The organism is Agrobacterium leguminum, from assembly GCF_015704895.1.
GTDB lineage: Bacteria > Pseudomonadota > Alphaproteobacteria > Rhizobiales > Rhizobiaceae > Agrobacterium > Agrobacterium leguminum.
In genome coordinates, this window is the sequence record NZ_JADQWB010000003.1 from 90,839 (window position 1) to 103,849 (window position 13,011).

The window sequence follows — 13,011 nt, forward strand, 5'->3', positions numbered from 1 at the left end:
CCGCTTCAGACCAGCCCGAACACGTAGCTCAACGACAGTGCAGCGAGCAGAAAGTGTACAACCAGAAGTAAGAAATTCCGCATAGTTGCGCCACCATCGGAGAGTATGGAGAGAATGCCGCCAAAGACACTGAGGCCGAAAGCCGCACCAAAGGCGAGATAGACCATGGGCTGCGCGAGAAGCAGGGCGGCGGCGCCGAGGCCGAGATAGAACCCGGCAAGCGACGAACGCACAAGCGCATAACCATCCCTGCGCTCACCCGCCGGCTGCAGACCAAAGGCACGCAGCGTCACACCCGGCGCAAACATAAAAAAGAGACCCATCACGGCCGAAACCACCGCCGCTCCGAAGGCCAGCTGCTCGCCGAACTCGGCGGGAAAATAAAACTCCATCTCGTTCCCCAAATCATTTTGACTGCCTGCTGCGTTATGACACGGTCATGACAGCGGGAAAACGCCCCGGCGGCAAAGTTCAAAGGAAACTTTGCGGGTCGATATCGAGCTGCACATGTACGCTGCCGCGCTCTTTCGGGCCATTGGCCAGAAGCGTGCGGAGAAAAGACTGCATGTCCGAATTGCGCCGCCCGTGCACCAGCAGGCGGAAACGGTGGCGGCCACGGATGAGCGCGAGCGGCGCTTCCGCCGGGCCGAGCAGCATGATGCCGGCAACCTGCGGGGCTGCTGCCCTCAAGCCCCGCGCATGGGTTTCCGCTTCCCCGCGCGTATCGGCGGAAACGATGATCGAGGCAAGCCGTCCGAAGGGCGGCAGAACGGCTTTTTCCCGCTCCACGATTTCCCTTTCGTAGAAGGCCGATGCATCGCCCGAAACGATGGCCTGCATGACGGGGTGCTGCGGCTGATAGGTCTGCAACAGGCCATGGCTCTTCAACCCCGTGCGCCCGGCGCGCCCCGTCACCTGCGACAACAGCTGAAATGTTCGCTCCGCCGCACGCGGATCGCCATTGGCAAGGCCGAGATCGGCATCGACGATGCCCACCAGCGTCATCAGCGGAAAATTATGCCCCTTGGCGACGAGCTGCGTACCGATCACGATATCGGCCTCGCCCTTGACGATCGCCTCCAGCTCCAGCCGCAAGCGTTTGACTCCCATGAGATCGGAGGAGAGCACGATGGTGCGGGCTTCCGGGAAATGTTTCTCCACCTCCTCGGCGATGCGCTCCACACCCGGCCCGCAGGCCACCAGATGATCGAAGGTGCCGCATTCCGGGCAATGATCGGGCGTCGGCTCGCTGTGGCCGCACTGGTGGCATTGCAATTGATTGCGGAACCGGTGCTCCACCAGCCAGCTGGAACATTGCGGGCATTGGAAACGGTGGCCGCAGACCCGGCAAAGCGTCAGCGGCGCATAACCGCGACGATTGAGGAACAGCAGCGCCTGCTCGCCCTTCTCGATGGTCTTGCCGATGCCTCGCAGCAGAACCGGGGAAAGAAATCCTCCCCTCTCCGGCGGGTGACGCCGCATATCGACAAGGTGCAGATCGGGCATCGCCGCATCGCCGAACCGCGTGTGCAGATGAATGGTGTTATAACGCCCCGAACTGCCGTTAACCTGGCTTTCCACCGATGGCGTGGCCGACACCAGCACGACAGGGAATTCCGCGATCCGCGCTCTCACCACCGCCATGTCGCGGGCATTATAATAGACGCGGTCCTCCTGCTTATAGGCCGGGTCGTGCTCCTCATCGACGATGATCAGACCGAGATTGTCGAAGGGCAGGAAAAGTGCGGAGCGCGCACCGGCCACCACCTTCACTTCGCCCGTCACCGCCTGCCGCCAGACCTTTTCTCGCATGCGCGGCGACAGGTCCGAATGCCATTCCGCCGGTTTCGCACCGAAACGATCCTGAAAACGTTCAAGGAAGGCCGCGGTCAGTGCAATTTCGGGCAGCAGGATGAGAACCTGCTTGCCCTGACGGAGCGTCTCCGCCACCGCCTCGAAATAGACCTCGGTTTTGCCAGAACCTGTGACGCCGTCGATCAGCGAAACATGAAAGCCACCCTTGCGCACATCCTCGAGTATCTCCGAAGCGGCCTGTTTCTGCGGGCCTTCCAGACGCGGCTCGACATAATCAGGATCGGGTTCGGCCACGACAGGCGGCGCCGGCAGAAACACCGTCTCGAATACGCCCTGCTTGACGAGACCGTCGATAACGCTGGTCGAAACGCCGGCGGCATGGGCAAGCCCGCTCTTCGTCCAGCCATGCCCTTCAGCCGCCAGTTCCATGACCCGCTCGCGGGCGGGCGTAAGGCGCTCCGGCCGACCTTCGGTCAGCCGCAGCCCCTCGATCATCGGCTCGGGATCGAAGGCCGCGGGCGCTCTGAGCGCCATGCGGGCCACGAGGCCGGGCGGAGAAAGCGTATAGGCGGCGACCCAGTCGACGAAGCGGCGCATCTCCGCCTTCAGCGGCGGGCACTCGAAACTTTTGGTGATGGGCCGCAGCTTCTTTGGATCGACGCCCTTCTCGCCCGCATCGTCCCACACCACGCCGAAGACCTGCCGGGGGCCGAGCGGCACCTGCACGACGGAACCCGTCTCCACCACCATATCCTCGGGCACCGAATAGCTGTAGGGCCCCGGCGCCGGCATGGGCACGAGAACGGGCACCGTGCGCGTGGGCGACGGCGGGTCGAACAGAGCCCCAAACAGATCGGACGAATCTTTTGCCATGATGTGGCGACCATGCCCCGACGACAGGAAAAAGGAAACCGCCCGGATGTAGTGGGCGCGCCTTGCAAAGTCCACCTCTTAACCAAATGCTGACCATAAGCGCATAGCTTCAACGCATGGAATGGAGCGCCCCGTGACCGAAATCCTGACATTTGCCCAAGCCGATCTTCTTGACGAGCGCCAGTCCTGGCTCGCCGCCCTCGCAGGCGAACGCCGGCTTTCGGACAATACCGTCGAGGCTTATGAGCGCGATACCAGGCAATTTCTGACATTCCTGACCGGATATATCGGCAAACCGGCCTCCATCACCGATATTGCCGATCTGCGCCCGGTCGATCTTCGCGCCTTTCTGGCCAACCGGCGCAAGGAAGGTGCCGGCGCACGTTCGCTGGGCCGGCATCTGGCAGGCCTGCGCTCCCTGCTTCATCACCTGCAGAAAAAAGGCCTGGTGAATGCCGCAGGCGCCACCGCCATGCGCGCGCCAAAACAGCCGAAATCGCTACCGAAACCGCTGACCGACCGGCAGGCGTTGAAAATCACCACGAGTGAAGCGCAACTGAACGACGAACCATGGATCGCCGCCCGCAATGCCGCGGTTCTTTCATTGCTTTATGGCTGCGGCCTTCGCATTTCCGAGGCGCTTGGCCTTACCCCGGCCGATTTCCCACCCGGCGCCCGCAGCCTGCGCATTACCGGCAAAGGCAACAAGACGCGGATTGTGCCCCTGCTGGCGGTGGTGACGGAAGCTGTCGATACCTACAGGAAGCTTTGCCCCTATGCCCTGTCGGCGGATGAGCCCATGTTCCTTGGCGCACGCGGCGGCAAGCTGCAGCCCGCCATCATCCAGAGGGAAATGCAGAAGCTGCGCGGCGCTTTCGGCCTGCCGGAAAACGCCACACCGCATGCGCTGCGCCACTCCTTCGCCACGCACCTTCTTGCCGGCGGCGGCGACCTGCGCACGATTCAGGAACTGCTCGGCCATGCGAGCCTCTCCACCACACAGGTCTATACCGGGGTCGACACCGCAAGACTGCTGGAAATCTACGACAACGCCCATCCTCGCGCATGAAGCAGGAAATGGTTAACCATAATCATTAACCAGACATCCAAGCCGCCGTTCTATAAGCGAACGACAACCGGATTGGACCGATGCACAGCCTGATAAAACCGCAAAACCTCACCGCCACCTTGATGGGCAAGACCGGCGACGCCCTGCTGTGGCTGCTTGCCGCCCTGCATGTCACCGCCGTCGCAATCCTGCTCATGACCTTGCTTTCGCTGGGGCAAGCGGAAGCCGCGCAGCAGCAGATCACCTGCACCGGCAGCGACATTCTCGTGGAAATGCGCAAGACCGATCCGCAGGCCTTCGCAAAGATCGAGCAGGAAGCGGCCGCGATCCCCAACGGCAAGGGCAATTTCTGGCGCATCGAAAAGGCGGGAACGCCCACGTCCTATCTTCTCGGCACCATGCATGTCACCGATCCGCGTGTTCTGGAAATGCCTGCCGCCGCCAGCCCCGCCTTCGAAAAAGCCGCGACGGTGATCGTGGAATCGGACGAAATCGTCGATGACAAGAAGGTCGCGGCCTCGCTGCTGAGCAAGCCCGAACTCACCATGTTTCTGAATGGCAAATCGATCACCGACATCCTGTCGCCGGAAAATGTCGCGCGTCTGGAAAAGGGCCTCAAGGAGCGCGGCATCCCGCTGAACGCCGTTTCGAGAATGAAGCCGTGGATGCTTTCGAGCTTCGTCGCCCTTCCTGCCTGTGAATTCGCCCGCAAGGCCACCGGCCTCTCCTTTCTGGACAAGAAGCTGGCCGAAGATGCCATCGCGGACGGAAAACACCTTGTCGGGCTGGAGACCATGGTGGAGCAGCTGACGGCCATGTCCGAGCTGCCGATGGAATTTCATCTTCAGGCGCTGATCGAAACGCTCGAACTGGGCGACCGCATGGATGACATCATGACAACCATGACCGATCTTTACGTCGCCGGCGATATCGGCATGACCATGCCCATGCTGAAAAGCCTGGACCCCAAGAAGGCGGCAGCCGAAAGCGAACAGGGCTACGCCGCCTTCGAGCAGCGCATCATCACCGACCGCAACCACGTCATGGCGGAACGGGCAGCCCCCGAGCTTGCCAGGGGCAATGTCTTCATGGCCGTCGGCGCACTGCATTTGCCGGGCGAGGAAGGCCTTGTCGAATTGCTGCGCGCGGAAGGCTTCACCCTCACGCGGGTCGATTGACCCGCTCACTCCCGATGCTGACGGACCGGACATTCGCGCAGAACGGCCGCATCGTCGCCGGCACGATGCGGCGGTGAAACGGTCCGACGACAAGAAGATAAAGCCGCCCGAACAGGTTCTTGCGCCTGACGATGGTGGTGACACTCACCAGCTGGCGGTTTTCCTTCTCTTCGAGATCAACGACGATCCGGAAATCGAGATGGCGGTCGTCGAAGCCGAGCACAGTCCGCTGTGGCGTGGAGGACAGGACGGGAAAACCGCCTGCCGACGTCCCAGCCGCCATTTCGACCGTTCTTAAACCGAAAAGCGCCACCACGCGGTTTCGAAGCGCCATAAGGCTGCGGATCCATACCGGAGGATGATCGAGAAGGAGCTTGCTCACATCGAGTGAGGACAGTTCCGGCGTCACCATCTCTCCCTGATAGCTATCCCGCCAGTCGGCGCCCGGCAATATGTCTTCGAAATCCTGCATTCCCGAACCCCGGCCGCGCCATGCGGCAAGGATGATATTCCTCTTTTTCCAGGGAGCCGGAAACGCGACAAACCGCCGCTTAGCCGTGCGTCATGCGCTTCAGGACATTGGTGCGCCAGTAGAACTGGTGAACCAGAACGGCGACGACGTGACCGGCGATCAACACCCACATCAGCGCCTTGAAGGGACCGGAATGCAACTGCCCGGCCGGCTGAGCGCCGAAGTAATAAGCGGCAATACCGGACAGGGGCAGGACGAGGAACAGGGCATAAAAGGTGAAATGCGCCACCTTCGCCGCAATCTGAAACGGCCGCGGTTCTTCGGCGGGATGCGGCGGCACGCCCTGGAAGAATCGTAGACAGAGGCGCAGCACCGCAAGCAACAGAATGGTGAAGCCGACATAGGCGTGAATATTGGCCGAAGATACCTGTTCCTGCGTCAGTGTTTCGCCCCGCCGCATCAGCCGGTAAGCATGTTCCATGCCATCGGGAAACAACAGGTTGAAGAAGATCAGAAGCGCCATCGCCCAATGAATGATGCGCTGCGGAACGGTGAAGGAAACTTGATTTGGAAACGCCATTTTATTGCCTTTTATCAAAAGGTTAGACAGGCTGTGGCGCGAGTATGGAAAACCCCGGCCTGCATGGCAAGCCGGGGTTTGGCAGATGACTGAAATTTAATGTTGGAGCGTCTGGCTCCAACACCGATCACATGTGGATCGGCTTGAAGAAGGTCGCCAGCGCCGCTTCCTTCACGGCTTCCGACATGGTCGGATGCGCATGGCAGGTGCGGCCCAGATCTTCCGAAGAACCGCCGAATTCCATCAGTACGGTAATTTCGTGGATCATTTCGCCAGCGCCGAAGCCAACGATGTGGCCGCCGAGAACCCGGTCGGTTTCCTTGTCGGCAAGGATCTTCACGAAACCATCCGTCACCTGCATGGCGCGGGCGCGGCCATTGGCGGTGAAGGGGAACTTGCCGACCTTGTAGGCGACGCCAGCGGCCTTCAACTCTTCCTCGGTCTTGCCGACAGAAGCGATTTCCGGCTGCGTATAGACCACGGCCGGAATGACGTCGTAGTTTACGTGGCCGCGCTGGCCGGCGAGGATTTCCGCGAGAGCAACGCCCTCGTCTTCCGCCTTGTGCGCCAGCATCGGACCCTTCACCACGTCGCCGATCGCATAGATGCCATCGACATTGGTCTTGTAGTGACCGTCGATTTCAACGCGGCCGCGGCTGTCCAGCACAACGCCGGCTTCCGCAAGGCCGAGACCTTCGGTGTAGGGCTTGCGGCCGGTGGAGATCAGCACGACATTCGCTTCCAGCGTTTCGGCAGCACCGCCCTTGACCGGCTCGAACACCACCTTTGCACCGGCAGCGGTCTTTTCAACGGCCGTCACCTTGGCGCCGAGCTTGAAATCGAGACCCTGCTTGGCGAGCAGACGCTGGGCCTGCTTGGAAACTTCGCCATCCATGCCGCCGAGAATATTGTCGAGATATTCAACGACAGTGACCTTCGCGCCGAGACGCGACCAGACCGAACCGAGTTCGAGGCCGATGACGCCGCCGCCGACAACGATGAGCTTTTCCGGAACCTTGGAAAGAGCGATCGCACCGGTGGAGGACACGATGACGCTTTCATCGATATCGACCTGAACGCCCGGAATGCCGGCAACATCCGAACCGGTGGCGATGACTATGTTCTTGGTTTCGATTTCTTGGCTCTCGCCCTTGTCGTTGGTGACGGAAACCTTGCCGGCGGAAACCACCTTGCCGGTGCCCTGGAAGGCATCGATCTTGTTCTTCTTGAACAGGAAGGAAACGCCGTCGACATTGGCCTTCACCACGCCGTCCTTGTGGCCCATCATCTTTTCGAGGTTCAGCTTCGGCGCGGCGACTTCGATACCGAGCGAATCGACACCATGGGCGACATGGGCGAAGGTTTCGGACGCGTGCAGCAGCGCCTTGGACGGGATGCAGCCGACATTGAGGCAGGTGCCGCCATAGGTCGCGCGCTTTTCGATGACAGCGACCTTCAGGCCGAGCTGTGCCGCCTTGACCGCGCAAACATAACCGCCGGGGCCCGTGCCGATTACAACTACATCATATGCCATGTTCGTTTTCCTGATTGATGTCGGGCAAGATGCCGGATCATTGCCCTGCTTGCGTTTGACCTGAAACTCAGGCCGCTTTTTCCGTTGCGAGTTTTATACCGAGAGCGATGAAGACCACACCGCTGGTGCGGTCGATCCATTGGCTGGCGCGCTGAAATGCGGCCCGCATGCGCGGCGTCGTCATGAACAGGCTGACACCGACGAACCACAGGATAAGGCAGCTCGCCATGACAAGACCGTATCCGAACTTGATGGCGACCGGCGTGTGAGCGTGAACCACTGTCGAAAAGATCGACAGGAAGAAAAACACCGGCTTGGGATTGAGCGCGTTCGCCGCGAAACCGAGCGTGAAAGCCTTAAGCGCCGTCTGGCTGCTTTTCGCCTGAACGCCTTCATCTTCAGCGGCGGGCAATTCGGTCTTGCCGGCGCGCAGCGCCTTGACGCCGATATAGATCAGATAGGCGACGCCCAGCCATTTGACGATGTTGAAGAGATAGATCGACTGGGAGATGATGAGGCCAAGTCCGAGGATCGTATAGGTGACGTGGAACATCAAAGACGTCCCCACCCCGAAGCTGGTGATGATGGCCTGTCTGCGACCGTGCACCATGGCCTGACGCATCACCATCGCGAGATCGGCGCCGGGCGAGACGATCGCAAAGGAGAAGATCGCCATCAGGGATGCAAGTTCGATGAGATATTGATGCATAGGCTCGACCTCAGATCAGCGCGACAAGCATGACGACCAGACCGCCAAGGGACACGACCCACGCGATCGACCGCACATAGGGCACGCCTGCCAGATAAAGCGGGATGTAGACGATGCGCGCCATGGTCCATATCCAGCCGCCCGTCAGCCCCCAGCCGGAAGCGTCACCGGCGATCGCAAGAGCAAGAGTGAGACCGACGAAAGCCGGATAGGTCTCGCGAAAATTATCCGAGGCGCGCTGCGCACGTCCGGCAAACACCCCTTTGGGGTCCTGCCGCGTATCGCGCGCGCCCGCATTCCAGGCAAGGCCGAGTTCCCGCGTCGCGGACATGGCCTGAAGGCAGATATGCAGGAGAAGAAGAATGACGCTGAGCGCCAGCAGGAACACGAAAGGTCCATTCCCGCCGGCCAGGTTTTCCATCCCTCTTCTCCCCTGTTTCAGTCTTAGAGATCGAGAACCAGACGTTCCGGATCTTCCAGGCTTTCCTTGACGCGAACGAGGAAGGTCACGGCTTCCTTGCCGTCAACGATACGGTGATCGTAGGAGAGCGCAAGATACATCATCGGACGGATGACGACCTGACCGCCGATGGCGACCGGACGCTCCTGAATCTTGTGCATGCCGAGAATGCCCGACTGCGGTGCATTGAGGATCGGCGAAGACATCAATGAACCGTAGACACCGCCATTGGTGATGGTGAAGGTGCCACCCTGCATGTCGGCCATGCCGAGCGAACCGTCACGCGCTGCCTTGGCGAGGCGGCCAAGTTCCTTTTCGACGCCGGCGATGGAGAGCTGGTCGGCATCGCGGATGACCGGAACGACGAGACCCTTGTCGGTGCCGACAGCCATGCCGACGTGACAATAGTTCTTGTAGATGATGTCCGTGCCGTCGATTTCAGCGTTGACGGCGGGCAGTTCCTTCAGCGCGTGAGTCACGGCCTTGGTGAAGAAGCCCATGAAGCCGAGCTTGACGCCATGCTTCTTCTCGAACACGTCCTTGTAACGGTTGCGCAGGTCCATGACGGCGCTCATGTCCACCTCGTTATAGGTGGTCAGCATGGCGGCGGTGTTCTGCGCGTCCTTCAGGCGGCGGGCGATCGTCTGACGCAGGCGGGTCATCTTCACGCGCTCTTCGCGAACGGCATCCTGCTCTGCGGAAACCGGGCGGGGGGCTGCAGCCGGAGCCGGCGCGGCGGCCGGTGCCGAAACGCCCTTGGCGACAGCGGCGAGAACGTCACCCTTCAGAACCTGACCGCGCTTGCCCGAACCGTCGACCTGATCGGCGGACAGGTTGTTTTCGGCAAGCAGCTTGCCGGCGGCAGGTGCGGGCGGCATGGAGCCGGTTGCCGGTGCTGCAACGGCAGCAGGTGCCGTTGCCGCAGCCGCAGCAGGCTTTGCCGGTTCTGCGGCAGGTGCAGAGGTCGCTGCACCGGCGGCACCTTCGGCGATCTGGCCGAGAAGCGCGTCGAGACCGACAGTCTCGCCGTTCTGCGCAACGATTTCGGTGAGAACGCCGGACGCAGGCGCCGGGACTTCGACGGTAACCTTGTCGGTTTCCAGTTCAACGAGCGGTTCGTCGGCCTTGACGGTATCGCCGACCTTCTTGAACCAGGTGCCGACGGTCGCTTCGCTGACGGATTCGCCGAGGGTTGGTACGCGGATTTCAGTGGCCATGATCTAGTTCCGTTATTCAGGTGTCTTTTTTGCGGGGCGATGCGGGAGAGTTTTCACTCTCCCAGCGCGTCTTCCAGGAACGCAGCAAGCTGCGCCAGGTGCTTGGACATCAGGCCGGTCGCCGGAGAGGCGGCAGCCGGACGGCCCGTGTAACGGACCTTCTGGTACTTGGCGTCGATATGCGCCAGGACCCATTCCAGGTAGGGATCGATGAACGACCACGCACCCATGTTCTTCGGCTCTTCCTGGCACCAGACCATTTCCGCATTGCGGAAGCGCGACAGCTCGTTGATGAGCGCCTTGGCCGGGAACGGGTAAAGCTGTTCGATACGCAGCAGGTAGATATCGTCGATACCGCGCTTTTCGCGTTCCTCGAGCAGGTCGTAATAGACCTTGCCCGTGCACATGACGACGCGGCGGATCTTCGAATCCTTCTGCAGCTTGATCGGGCCGTCCTTGATGACTTCAGCATCGTCCCACAGGAGACGGTGGAAGGAGGACTCGCCTGCAAGCTCGGCCAGCGAAGAGGTGGCGCGCTTGTGACGCAGCAGCGACTTCGGCGTCATCAGGATCAGCGGCTTGCGGAAGTCGCGCTTCACCTGGCGGCGCAGGATGTGGAAGTAGTTGGCCGGCGTCGTGCAGTTAGCAACCTGCATGTTGTCTTCGGCGCACATCTGCAGCCAGCGCTCCAGACGGGCGGACGAGTGTTCCGGGCCCTGACCTTCGTAACCATGCGGCAGAAGGCAGACGAGACCGGACATGCGCAGCCACTTGCGTTCACCCGAAGAGATGAACTGGTCGAACACCACCTGCGCGCCGTTGGCGAAGTCGCCGAACTGGGCTTCCCAAAGGGTCAGCGCGTTCGGACGGGCCAGCGAGTAGCCGTATTCGAAACCGAGAACGGCTTCTTCCGAGAGCATCGAGTTGATGACTTCGTAACGGGCCTGCGTCGGCGAAAGGTTGGCGAGCGGGATGTAACGTTCTTCGGTCTCCTGATCGTAGAGGACCGAGTGACGCTGCGAGAAGGTGCCGCGTTCGCAATCCTGACCGGAAAGACGAATCTTATGGCCGTCGGCAACGAGCGAACCGAACGCAAGCGCTTCCGCCATTGCCCAGTCGATGCCTTCGCCCGTCTCGACCATCTGCGAGCGATTTTCCATGAAGCGCTGGATCGTGCGGTGCGCGCTGAAGCCTTCAGGAATGGTCGACAGCTTCTTGCCGATCTCCTTGAGCTGCTTCATCGGTACGCCGGTCTTGCCGCGACGCTGCTCATCGGCATTGTCGGCAGCGCGCAGACCCGACCACTGGCCGTCCAGCCAGTCGGCCTTGTTGGGCTTGTAGGACTGGCCTGCCTCGAATTCCTGTTCCAGATGAGCGCGCCAGTCGGCCTTCATCTTCTCAAATTCGCCTTCGTTCATCAGGCCTTCCGCGATCAGGCGGTCGGCATAGATGCGCGCGACTGTCTTGTGGCCACGGATAACCTTGTACATTTTCGGCTGCGTGAACGCCGGCTCATCGCCTTCGTTATGGCCGAAGCGGCGGTAGCAGAACATGTCGATGACGACAGGCTTGTGGAACTTCATACGGTATTCGGTGGCAACCTTGGCCGCATAGGTCACCGCTTCCGGATCGTCGCCGTTGACGTGGAAGATCGGCGCTTCGATCATCTTGGCAACGTCGGACGGATAGGGCGACGAACGCGAGAAGGCCGGGTTCGTCGTGAAGCCGATCTGGTTGTTGATGATGAAGTGCATGGTGCCGGCAACGCGGTGGCCGCGCAGACCGGAAAGGCCGAGAATTTCGGCAACAACGCCCTGACCCGCAAAGGCGGCATCGCCGTGCAGCAGGAGCGGCAGCACCTTGGCGCGTTCCGACAGCGGAATGATGTCGCCGTCCCATACCTTGGCCAGCTGATCCTGCTTGGCGCGGGCCTTGCCCATGACAACGGGGTTGACGATTTCAAGGTGCGACGGGTTGGCCGTCAGCGACAGGTGAACCTTGTTGCCGTCGAATTCGCGGTCGGAGGAGGCACCGAGGTGGTACTTCACGTCGCCCGAACCCTCGACATCGTCAGGCTTGAACGAACCGCCCTTGAACTCGTGGAACACGGCGCGATGCGGCTTGCCCATCACGTTGGTCAGAACGTTCAGGCGACCGCGGTGGGCCATGCCGAGAACGACTTCTTCCAGACCTTCCTGGCCGCCGCGCTTGATGATCTGCTCCAGCGCCGGGATCAGCGATTCACCACCGTCGAGGCCGAAACGCTTGGTGCCCTTGAAGCGCACGTCAAGGAACTGCTCATAGCCTTCGGCTTCGACCAGCTTGGACAGAATGGCCTTCTTGCCTTCAGCCGTGAAGGCGACGCCCTTGTCCGGACCTTCGATGCGCTCCTGAATCCAGCCTTTTTCTTCCGGGCTGGACATGTGCATGAATTCGACGCCGATGGTGGAGCAGTAGGTACGCTCCAGAATATCGATCATCTCACGCACGGTCGCATATTCGAGGCCGAGCACGTTATCGATGAAAATCTTGCGGTCGTAATCGCTTTCCTCGAAGCCGTAGGACTTCGGCGACAGCTCGTTGTAATCCTCAACCGCGACCGCGATGCCGAGCGGATCGAGCTTGGCATGAAGGTGGCCGCGCATGCGGTAGGCGCGGATCATCATGATGGCGCGAACGCTGTCACGGGTCGCCTGCAGAACTTCCGCCTGGCTGACCGGCTTGCCGGTGTCGGCGCTCTTGGCCTCGGCTTTCGCCTGAACCTTCTTCTCGATGGCCTTTTCGACCGTGGCCCAGTTGCCGTCGAGTGCGGATACCAGTTCGCCATTCGCCGGGATAGGCCAGTTGGCGCGCTTCCAGGAGGCGCCCTTGGCCGCCTTCTTCACGTCTTCCGGATTATCGGACAACGCCTTGAAGAAGCTCTGCCACTCCGGCGACACGGAAGAGGGATCCTCTTCGTACCGGGCATAGAGCTGCTCGATATAGGCTGCATTCGCGCCGTCCAGAAACGACGTGATCTGAAACTGCTCGTTCGCTTCTTGCCTTGCCATTGTGTTCTTGCGGACTTATCCGTCCGCCTCCTCGATGCCGTTAGGGCCGTTCGC

General features: G+C 61.0%; 11 protein-coding genes. 2 read left to right on the forward strand and 9 right to left on the reverse strand.

The features are described from left to right. Nucleotides 1-5 precede the first annotated feature (5 nt). Both I3J13_RS06140 and I3J13_RS06145 read right to left on the reverse strand, forming a co-directional pair. Nucleotides 6-392 (reverse strand): AGROH133_08824 family phage infection protein, encoded by a 387-nt coding sequence (locus I3J13_RS06140; RefSeq protein ID WP_059759919.1) that lies wholly within the window; start codon nucleotides 390-392, stop codon nucleotides 6-8. 79 nt (nucleotides 393-471) lie between these two features. Beyond that, complete coding sequence (locus I3J13_RS06145) at nucleotides 472-2,688, reverse strand: primosomal protein N' (protein WP_196378284.1); 2,217 nt, start codon at nucleotides 2,686-2,688, stop codon at nucleotides 472-474. A 121-nt stretch (nucleotides 2,689-2,809) separates the two neighbouring features. On the opposite strand from I3J13_RS06145, the gene I3J13_RS06150 reads away from it, so the two are divergent. Both I3J13_RS06150 and I3J13_RS06155 read left to right on the forward strand, forming a co-directional pair. Then, nucleotides 2,810-3,757 carry a tyrosine recombinase XerC gene (locus tag I3J13_RS06150; RefSeq protein ID WP_196378285.1) on the forward strand — a complete coding sequence of 316 codons (948 nt, stop codon included), beginning with the start codon at nucleotides 2,810-2,812 and terminating at the stop codon, nucleotides 3,755-3,757. An 80-nt stretch (nucleotides 3,758-3,837) separates the two neighbouring features. After that, the gene (locus I3J13_RS06155) at nucleotides 3,838-4,935 is read left to right on the forward strand and encodes a TraB/GumN family protein (protein ID WP_059759918.1); all 1,098 of its coding nucleotides are present in this window, start codon (nucleotides 3,838-3,840) and stop codon (nucleotides 4,933-4,935) included. Here the strand turns inward: I3J13_RS06155 and I3J13_RS06160 are convergent. The 7 genes from I3J13_RS06160 to I3J13_RS06190 all read right to left on the reverse strand — a co-directional run bounded on the left by I3J13_RS06160 (nucleotide 4,919) and on the right by I3J13_RS06190 (nucleotide 12,957). Next, a complete protein-coding gene (locus I3J13_RS06160) occupies nucleotides 4,919-5,407 on the reverse strand; it encodes a DUF2867 domain-containing protein (RefSeq protein ID WP_196378286.1) in 489 nt (162 codons plus the stop codon). The two genes, I3J13_RS06155 and I3J13_RS06160, sit on opposite strands and share 17 nt — an antisense overlap. A gap of 79 nt (nucleotides 5,408-5,486) precedes the next feature. After that, the gene (locus I3J13_RS06165; protein ID WP_196378287.1) at nucleotides 5,487-5,987 is read right to left on the reverse strand and encodes a cytochrome b; all 501 of its coding nucleotides are present in this window, start codon (nucleotides 5,985-5,987) and stop codon (nucleotides 5,487-5,489) included. A gap of 127 nt (nucleotides 5,988-6,114) precedes the next feature. Beyond that, the gene (gene lpdA / locus I3J13_RS06170; protein WP_196378288.1) at nucleotides 6,115-7,521 is read right to left on the reverse strand and encodes a dihydrolipoyl dehydrogenase; all 1,407 of its coding nucleotides are present in this window, start codon (nucleotides 7,519-7,521) and stop codon (nucleotides 6,115-6,117) included. A 67-nt stretch (nucleotides 7,522-7,588) separates the two neighbouring features. Next, nucleotides 7,589-8,230 (reverse strand): LysE family translocator, encoded by a 642-nt coding sequence (locus I3J13_RS06175; protein WP_196378289.1) that lies wholly within the window; start codon nucleotides 8,228-8,230, stop codon nucleotides 7,589-7,591. A gap of 10 nt (nucleotides 8,231-8,240) precedes the next feature. Further along, nucleotides 8,241-8,651, reverse strand: coding sequence for an MAPEG family protein (locus tag I3J13_RS06180; protein WP_196378290.1), 411 nt, complete (start codon nucleotides 8,649-8,651; stop codon nucleotides 8,241-8,243). Between the two features lie 23 nt (nucleotides 8,652-8,674). Further along, the gene (gene odhB, locus I3J13_RS06185; protein WP_196378291.1) at nucleotides 8,675-9,907 is read right to left on the reverse strand and encodes a 2-oxoglutarate dehydrogenase complex dihydrolipoyllysine-residue succinyltransferase; all 1,233 of its coding nucleotides are present in this window, start codon (nucleotides 9,905-9,907) and stop codon (nucleotides 8,675-8,677) included. Nucleotides 9,908-9,960: 53 nt separating this feature from the next. After that, nucleotides 9,961-12,957 (reverse strand): 2-oxoglutarate dehydrogenase E1 component, encoded by a 2,997-nt coding sequence (locus I3J13_RS06190; RefSeq protein WP_035263524.1) that lies wholly within the window; start codon nucleotides 12,955-12,957, stop codon nucleotides 9,961-9,963. Nucleotides 12,958-13,011: the final 54 nt, after the last annotated feature.

Excerpts from the sequence above, each read along its gene's own strand:
- I3J13_RS06140 (WP_059759919.1), bottom strand. The coding sequence starts at position 392 with ATGGAGTTTTATTTTCCCGCCGAGTTCGGCGAGCAGCTGGCCTTCGGA.
- I3J13_RS06145 (WP_196378284.1), bottom strand. The coding sequence starts at position 2,688 with ATGGCAAAAGATTCGTCCGATCTGTTTGGGGCTCTGTTCGACCCGCCG.
- I3J13_RS06150 (WP_196378285.1), top strand. The coding sequence starts at position 2,810 with ATGGAGCGCCCCGTGACCGAAATCCTGACATTTGCCCAAGCCGATCTT.
- I3J13_RS06155 (WP_059759918.1), top strand. The coding sequence starts at position 3,838 with ATGCACAGCCTGATAAAACCGCAAAACCTCACCGCCACCTTGATGGGC.
- I3J13_RS06160 (WP_196378286.1), bottom strand. The coding sequence starts at position 5,407 with ATGCAGGATTTCGAAGACATATTGCCGGGCGCCGACTGGCGGGATAGC.
- I3J13_RS06165 (WP_196378287.1), bottom strand. The coding sequence starts at position 5,987 with ATGGCGTTTCCAAATCAAGTTTCCTTCACCGTTCCGCAGCGCATCATT.
- lpdA (WP_196378288.1), bottom strand. The coding sequence starts at position 7,521 with ATGGCATATGATGTAGTTGTAATCGGCACGGGCCCCGGCGGTTATGTT.
- I3J13_RS06175 (WP_196378289.1), bottom strand. The coding sequence starts at position 8,230 with ATGCATCAATATCTCATCGAACTTGCATCCCTGATGGCGATCTTCTCC.
- I3J13_RS06180 (WP_196378290.1), bottom strand. The coding sequence starts at position 8,651 with ATGGAAAACCTGGCCGGCGGGAATGGACCTTTCGTGTTCCTGCTGGCG.
- odhB (WP_196378291.1), bottom strand. The coding sequence starts at position 9,907 with ATGGCCACTGAAATCCGCGTACCAACCCTCGGCGAATCCGTCAGCGAA.
- I3J13_RS06190 (WP_035263524.1), bottom strand. The coding sequence starts at position 12,957 with ATGGCAAGGCAAGAAGCGAACGAGCAGTTTCAGATCACGTCGTTTCTG.